At 67.8% G+C, this 5535-nt stretch carries 4 protein-coding genes; 3 read left to right on the forward strand and 1 reads right to left on the reverse strand.

Annotated elements, in window-relative coordinates; genetic code table 11:
- Nucleotides 1-18 precede the first annotated feature (18 nt).
- Nucleotides 19-2238: an NADP-dependent isocitrate dehydrogenase gene (locus ACNPM4_RS03010; protein WP_029262313.1), complete on the reverse strand. Its 2220-nt coding sequence runs from the start codon at nt 2236-2238 to the stop codon at nt 19-21.
- Between the two features lie 176 nt (nt 2239-2414).
- On the opposite strand from ACNPM4_RS03010, the gene ACNPM4_RS03015 reads away from it, so the two are divergent.
- The 3 genes from ACNPM4_RS03015 to ACNPM4_RS03025 all read left to right on the forward strand — a co-directional run bounded on the left by ACNPM4_RS03015 (nt 2415) and on the right by ACNPM4_RS03025 (nt 5528).
- The gene (locus tag ACNPM4_RS03015) at nt 2415-2873 is read left to right on the forward strand and encodes a GNAT family N-acetyltransferase (protein ID WP_029262312.1); all 459 of its coding nucleotides are present in this window, start codon (nt 2415-2417) and stop codon (nt 2871-2873) included.
- A gap of 205 nt (nt 2874-3078) precedes the next feature.
- Nucleotides 3079-4092, forward strand: coding sequence for a LacI family DNA-binding transcriptional regulator (locus ACNPM4_RS03020; protein ID WP_448984651.1), 1014 nt, complete (start codon nt 3079-3081; stop codon nt 4090-4092).
- A 128-nt stretch (nt 4093-4220) separates the two neighbouring features.
- The gene (locus ACNPM4_RS03025; RefSeq protein ID WP_167634915.1) at nt 4221-5528 is read left to right on the forward strand and encodes an ABC transporter substrate-binding protein; all 1308 of its coding nucleotides are present in this window, start codon (nt 4221-4223) and stop codon (nt 5526-5528) included.
- The last annotated feature ends 7 nt before the right edge of the window (nt 5529-5535 follow it).

A 5535-nucleotide genomic window follows, 5' to 3' on the forward strand; every position in this document is an offset into this window, starting at 1 on the left:
CCCCCCCCTTCTCGTGTGTCAGCGCAGTGCGTCGACGATGCCGTTCAGCGTGGCGGACGGACGCATGACCGCGGCGACGAGATCCTCGTCGGGACGGTAGTAGCCGCCGATCTCCACCGGCTTGCCCTGCACCGCGTTGAGCTCGGAGACGATCTTCTCCTCGTTCTCGGCGAGCGTCGCGGCGATGGGGGCGAACGCCGCTGCGAGCTCGGCGTCCTTCGACTGCTTCGCCAGCTCCTGAGCCCAGTACAGGCCCAGGTAGAAGTGGCTGCCGCGGTTGTCGATCGTGCCCAGCGCGCGGCCCGGGGAGCGGTCCTCCTCGAGGAAGGTGCCGGTCGCGGCGTCCAGCGTCTCGGCCAGCACGCGGGCCTTCTCGTTGCCCGTGCGGTCGGCGAAGTGCTCGAGCGATGCGGCCAGCGCGAAGAACTCGCCGAGGGAGTCCCACCGCAGGTAGTTCTCCTCGACCAGCTGCTGCACGTGCTTCGGTGCGGACCCACCCGCGCCGGTCTCGAAGAGCCCGCCGCCCGCGAGCAGCGGCACGATCGAGAGCATCTTGGCGCTCGTGCCGACCTCGAGGATCGGGAACAGGTCGGTGAGGTAGTCGCGCAGCACGTTGCCGGTGACCGAGATCGTGTCGAGCCCGTGACGCATGCGGGCGAGCGTGTAGCGCGTCGCTTCCTCGGGCGCGAGGATCGTGATCGTGAGGCCCTTGGTGTCGAGCGTCGCGAGGCCCTGGTGCACCTTGGCGATGATCTGGGCGTCGTGCGAGCGGTTCGCGTCGAGCCAGAACACGGCGGGGTCGCCGGTCGCGCGTGCACGGGTGACCGCGAGCTTGACCCAGTCCATGACGGGGATGTGCTTGGTCTGCGTCGCGCGCCAGATGTCGCCCTTGCCGACCGTGTGCTCGATGAGCACCGTGCCCTCGCTGTCGAGCACCTGGACGATGCCGTCTGCGGCGATCTCGAACGTCTTGTCGTGGCTGCCGTACTCCTCGGCGGCCTGCGCCATGAGCCCCACGTTGGGAACCGTGCCGATCGTCGCCGGGTCGAGCGGACCGTTCGCGATCACGTCGTCGATCACGGCCTGGTAGACGCTCGCGTACGAGGAGTCGGGGATCACCGCGAGGGTGTCAGCCTCTTCCCCGTCCTTGCCCCAGAGCTTTCCACCGTTGCGGACGAGCGCGGGCATCGATGCGTCGACGATCACGTCGCTCGGCACGTGCAGGTTCGTCGTGCCCTTGTCCGAGTTCACATACGACAGGCGCGGCCCCTCGGCGATCGCCTTGTCGAAGGCGGCGGCGATCTCGTCGCCACCCGCCACGTTCGCGAGCCCCGCGAGGATCGAGCCGAGCCCGTCGTTCGCGCTGAGTCCTGCCGCGGCGAGCTTGTCGCCGTACTGCGCGAACACGTCGGCGAAGAACGCCTTCACGACGTGGCCGAAGATGATGGGGTCGCTGACCTTCATCATGGTCGCCTTGAGGTGCACCGAGTACAGCACGTCGTCGGCCGCGGCTGTCTTCAGCGTCTCGGCGAGGAAGGCATCCAGCTCCTTGGCGGAGAGGAAGGTCGCGTCGATGATCTCGCGCGGCAGGACCTTGAGGCCCTCCTTCAGCACGGTGACCGTTCCGTCTTCGGCCGTGTGCCGGAAGCTCAGCACGTCGTCGTGGGCAGCGACCCAGGAGCGCTCGTTGTGCTTGAAGTCGTCGTGCCCCAGGGTGGCGACGCGCGTCTTCGATCCCGCGGCGAACGGCTTGTTGCGGTGCGGGTGCTTCTTCGCGTAGTTCTTCACGGCGAGAGGCGCACGGCGGTCGCTGTTGCCCTCGCGCAGCACCGGGTTCACGGCGGAGCCCTTGATGCGGTCGTAGCGCGCGCGCACGTCCTTCTCTTCGAGCGACGACGGCTCGTCCGGGAAGTCGGGGATGTCGTAGCCCTGCTTCTGCAGTTCCGCGATGGCGCCCTTGAGCTGGGGGATCGATGCCGAGATGTTCGGCAGCTTGATGATGTTCGCCTCGGGGAGCGTGGCCAGGCCGCCCAGCTCGGCGAGCGCGTCGCCCACCTGCTGCTCCGGCGTGAGCTTCTGCGGGAAGGCGGCCAGGATGCGGCCTGCCAGCGAGATGTCGCGGGTCTCGAAGTCGATGCCCGCCTGACCCGTGTAGGCCTGGATGATCGGCAGGAACGAGGCGGTGGCCAGTGCCGGCGCCTCGTCTGTGTGGGTGTAGATGATGGCTTCGTCGGTCACCGGGAGGTTCTCCGCTCTTGTGGTCTATTTGTCTCGATACCAAGATACCTGAGTGGCTTCGGGCCCGTTGCCCCGGCCCCTCACCGACGTCCGGCGAGTGGTGACGATCGGCCAGTTCTGGACGAAATGTTCGACCGAGACGTGTCGGTTCCGGCCCGAGGGGTTAGCCTGGGTCCATGTCCGAACTGCGCATGGTCGAACTCTCCGCTGCGACGATCGTCGCCGTGAACAACCTGTCGCTCAAGCCCGGACAGGAGCAGTTCCTCGCTCCCGTCTCGTACGGGATCGCAGCCACAGTCATCAACCCGCAGACCTCCTGGCAGCGGGTGATCCTCGACCGCAACGAGGTCGTCGGCTTCGTCAGCGCGAACTTCGATCCCGAAGCACCGGAGGAGCATTTCCGCTCCGTGCTGTGGCGCATCAACGTCGACGCCGACGATCAGGGTCGCGGCGTCGGCCGCTTCGCCGTCGAGGCGCTGGTCGAAGAGGCCAAGGCGCGCGACGTCGACCACGTCAACGTCATCTACGAGGCCGGCGAGGGCGGGCCCGAGACCTTCTTCCACCGCGTCGGCTTCACGCCTGTCGGCGAGACCGCCTACGGCGAGGTCATCGCCGAGATCCGCGTCACGTCCTAGGCCGGCGGCGGGGTCTCGAATCCCCTCCCCCATCGAGACCTCGTCGCCTTAGACCGCGGGATCGCTCCCACGGTTGCGGAACCGTATTTGTTGCGCATGACCACAAAAGGCTTGCGCAGGGCGACGGGTCGTGTCTATCATCGCTGGAGAAGCGTGAGCGAAGCGCTTCGACGATTGCTTCCCGCACGATGACGATGGAGTCCCGATGACGACGATCCATGAGGTGGCACGCGCCGCCGGTGTGTCGATCAGCACGGTCTCCTACGCACTCAGCGGCAAGCGCCCGGTGTCGGAGAAGACCCGGATGCGCATCGAGGATGCGGTGCACGCGCTCGGCTACGAGCCCGATGCCGGCGCACGCATGCTGGCCGGTCGCCGCACGCACATCTTCGCCCTGACCGAGCCGCTGCGCGCCGACACGCACGCCCCCACCCACATGGCCTTCGTGCTCGCGACCGCGGTCGCCGCACGGCGGCAGGGCTTCGACATCCTCCTCCTCACCGACGAGCAGGCGTCCGAGGGGATGAACCGCGTGGCGGCGAGCAACCTCGTCGACGCGATCCTCGTGCTCGACGTCGCTCCCGACGACGAGCGCGTCCCCATAGCCCGCTCGGTCGGCACGCCCACCATCTTCATCGGCCTGCCCGACGACCGCGAGGGTCTGACCTGCGTCGACCTCGACTTCGAAGCGGCCGGTCGGCTGGCGGTCGACCGTCTCGCCGACGTGGGTCACCGACGCATCGCCCTGCTCGGTCAGACCGAGGTCTCGTACCGCAAATCGAACTTCCCCCGACGCCTGCTCCGGGGCGCGCAGGAGCAGGCCGCCGCCCGTGGCGTCACTCTCGACTGGTCCCCCTCGGGTGCGGCGGTGACGGATGCGGTCACCGTGCGCGCGTCCGCGGAGGCCGCGCTCGCCCGCGGAGACCGCGCGTTCATCGTGCACGCCGTCGACGACGTGCACCAGGTGCTGCTGTCCGTGCTCGCCGAACACGGACTGCGGGTCGGCGACGACGTCTCGGTGGTCTCCGCTGCCGCATCTTTCGACACCTCGGCGCTGCCGGTGCCCGTCGACACGATCCCGCTGGTGCCGCAGCGATCCTGCGAAATCGCGGTCGACCTGGCGGTTCGCCGCCTGGACGACCCTCTCGCCCCCGCCGAGATCCACCTCATCCCGCCCGAGTACCGCTCGGTCGGCTCCGTCTCCCCCGCCCAGGACTGACCACCCTCCTCGCCCGCTCGCCGGCATGTTCGCGATCGAAACGCTTCGACGATGCCTCGCCCACAACTGAACAATCCGACCCAGTGAAGTGTCCGGCCCATGGGGCCATTGAGAAAGGAGTGCCGACGATGGCACGCAGCACCCGCAGGACGAAGGCGCTGGCCCTGGTGGCCGCGCTCACGACGACCGGCATCGCGCTGAGCGGCTGTACAGCCGGTTCGGGCGAAGAGGGCGGCGACGGTCAGACCCTCAAGCTCTGGCACTACGAGGGCGCCGACAGCGCGATGGGCAAGGCCTGGGCCGAGTCCATCAAGATCTTCGAGAAGGAGACCGGAGCGAAGGTCGAGTTCGAGGAGAAGTCCTTCGAGCAGATCCAGAAGACGGCGAGCCAGGTGCTCGACACCGACGCCGCGCCCGACCTCATGGAGTTCAACAAGGGCAACGCGACGGCAGGCTTCCTCGCCTCCACCGGCCTGATCGCCGACATCTCCGACGCGGTCGAGGAGTACGGATGGGACGAGAAGCTGGCGCCGTCGCTGCAGACCACCGCCAAGTACTCGGAAGACGGCGTGATGGGCGGTGACACCTGGTTCGGCGTTCCGAACTACGGCGAGTTCGTCGGCGTCTACTACAACGAGGATGCCTTCGCCGCAGCAGGGCTGGAGATTCCCACCACGTACGAGGAGTTCGTCGACGTGCTCGACGCCTTCGTCGCCCAGGGCGTCACGCCGCTCGCGGAAGCCGGCGCCGAGTACCCGCTGGGACAGCTCTGGTATCAGCTCGCGCTGCTCGAGGCCGACCGCGGCTTCGTCGATGACTACCAGCTCTACAAGGAGCCCGTCGACTGGCAGGGTCCCGAGGTCACGTCGGCGACCGAGACCCTGAAGGAGTACGTCGACAAGGGCTACATCGCCTCGGACGTGTCGTCGGTCAAGGCCGAAGACGCCGGCGTCTCGTTCATCAATGGCTCGTCGCCGATCTTCGTTTCGGGCTCGTGGTGGTTCGGCCGCTTCGTCGCCGAGGCCACCGGCTTCGACTGGTCGATGGCCGCGTTCCCCGGAGCAGACCTCTCGCTCGGCTCGTCGGGCAACCTCTGGGTCGTTCCCGAGAACGCGTCGAACAAGGACCTCGCCTACGAGTTCATCGACATCACGATGCGCCCCGAGATCCAGGCGATCATCGGCAACAACGGCGGACTGCCCGTCGCGGCCGACACCGCCGACATCACCGACGAGAAGAGCGCGGCCCTCATCGAGACCTTCAACGGGGTCCTCGACGCCGACGGCCTCTCGTTCTACCCGGACTGGCCCGCGCCCGGCTTCTACGACGTGATCGTCCAGGAGCTGCAGGGCCTCGTCACCGGCGTGCAGGACGTCGAGACCACGAACAAGAACCTCGGCGAGCAGTACGACGAAGGCACCGCCGACTTCCGTTGATCGACCC

This window comes from Microbacterium umsixpiens, assembly GCF_053543675.1.

Bases quoted from the DNA above. Each gene is read 5' to 3' on its own strand.
- ACNPM4_RS03015 (WP_029262312.1), top strand. From the start codon at position 2,415: ATGTCCGAACTGCGCATGGTCGAACTCTCCGCTGCGACGATCGTCGCC.
- ACNPM4_RS03020 (WP_448984651.1), top strand. From the start codon at position 3,079: ATGACGACGATCCATGAGGTGGCACGCGCCGCCGGTGTGTCGATCAGC.
- ACNPM4_RS03025 (WP_167634915.1), top strand. From the start codon at position 4,221: ATGGCACGCAGCACCCGCAGGACGAAGGCGCTGGCCCTGGTGGCCGCG.